This is a genomic window from Acinetobacter sp. YH01020, from assembly GCF_013420275.1.
In the GTDB taxonomy this organism is placed as follows: domain Bacteria; phylum Pseudomonadota; class Gammaproteobacteria; order Pseudomonadales; family Moraxellaceae; genus Acinetobacter; species Acinetobacter amyesii.
Map to the genome: position 1 here is coordinate 1 of NZ_VOYN01000119.1, position 1,567 is coordinate 1,567.

Sequence of the window (1,567 nt, forward strand, 5' to 3'; positions counted from 1 at the left end):
ACGTCTGATAATTTTTGAATATCTTTGAATTTCATCCAAGGATTATCCCTCGAATTAAATAATTTTGCTGATTAATTTAAGATCAAATAAATTGTACGTTTTTTGATTTATGACGGAAGTCTAATGTAAATTCCCAGAATATTAATACCATCAAGATTATGGCATATATCGAAAGATTTGACTTAATACCAGACATCATTTCACCAGCATAAAATTCAAATGGCGAATTAATGACTATAAAATACGGTCTAATAAAAAGCATATATGAAACCATAGCCATTTGTGAAAAAAGACTACCCCCCCCAAACTTTTCCATTTTTTTCTTCAAAATCAGCAGAATAACCATCTAAATTACCATCCACAACAAAATTATCATTTTTATATTTTTTCTGCATTTTTTTATCTTACTTAAACTTAATAATGTATCCAGTATAAAAAACAAGAACATATATTTTAAAATGGCTACCCAACCATTATTTAAAGTTAAATATACAGCACCTAGCATTAACAATGAAATCATAAAAATAATTAAATATAGAAAAATAAAATATTTATTATTGTAATTTAAATGACCAAAAAACCAAAAAACACAAATAGTTAAAATGCCTAGAAAAAGAATCCAAAAATAACCATAATAAAGATAAGACCAAAATGGCAACAGAAGGAATGCTACGGTTGCTAAAAGGGATTTATTAATTAATTCAAATTTTTTCATTACAATCTTAATTCAAAATAAAACCAAAATTATACCTTTCAAAAAAAACATAATTAAATATCACATATCTTTTTATTAAATGGAATTGTAATCAATTCCTTGTTTTTTAAATTAACATATTTATACTCATACACAATATCCAAATTAGATAAGATAGCAATTGATTCACAAATTTCATCTATCTTTGGCTTAGAATAATAATATTTCCTCATATCAGCCGCCTGATAATCACTAATACTTTCAAATGAAACCATGTAAATATAGGTTAATTTATTATCAGAAAATTTAAAATCCACCCATCTAGTATAATTATCTACATTCACAGGTAGTTTATTCTTCTGTTCACCAACATACTCTCTTACTAACTTTAACTCATTTTGTACCTCTTTTCGATCAACATCAACACCGTTCACAACCTTATTTTCAACACACGCGCTAAATTGAAGACCAATAAGAATAAGCATTATTACTTTATTCACAACATTTAAACCTTTTGAATTTTTTCCCAAACACACCATCTTTAATAAAACCTAATAAACACCAATTCAAAATATAATATGCCCCAGATATAGAAAATAAAAAACAATTCCTTTTAACAACCCATTAAGTGTAAAATATATCCTCAAACTTAATCATGCAATCAACTCCCTTAAATTTCTTAATTTTTTATGTTACTATGGCTTTGTTGCACAAACCTATCTGTAAAGGCTTTTTCAGCGATATATTTTTCAAATGAAGAAGCCTACACACAAAATCTATCGCACAACCAATTGGCCCGCATATAACCGAGCACTCATGAGTCGCGGAAATATTGCCATTTGGTTTGATCCTGCTACGCAATGGTATGCTCCA

At 27.6% G+C, this 1,567-nt stretch carries 1 protein-coding gene and 1 pseudogene; one reads left to right on the top strand and one right to left on the bottom strand.

Features of this window, described 5'->3' with window-relative positions; genetic code table 11:
* Positions 1-768: 768 nt before the first annotated feature.
* Positions 769-1,224 (bottom strand): hypothetical protein, encoded by a 456-nt coding sequence (locus FTT85_RS18395; RefSeq protein WP_180112663.1) that lies wholly within the window; start codon positions 1,222-1,224, stop codon positions 769-771.
* A gap of 223 nt (positions 1,225-1,447) precedes the next feature.
* Between FTT85_RS18395 and FTT85_RS18400 the strand changes: the two are divergent.
* A pseudogene (locus tag FTT85_RS18400) lies at positions 1,448-1,567 on the top strand (IS5/IS1182 family transposase); the annotation flags it as partial.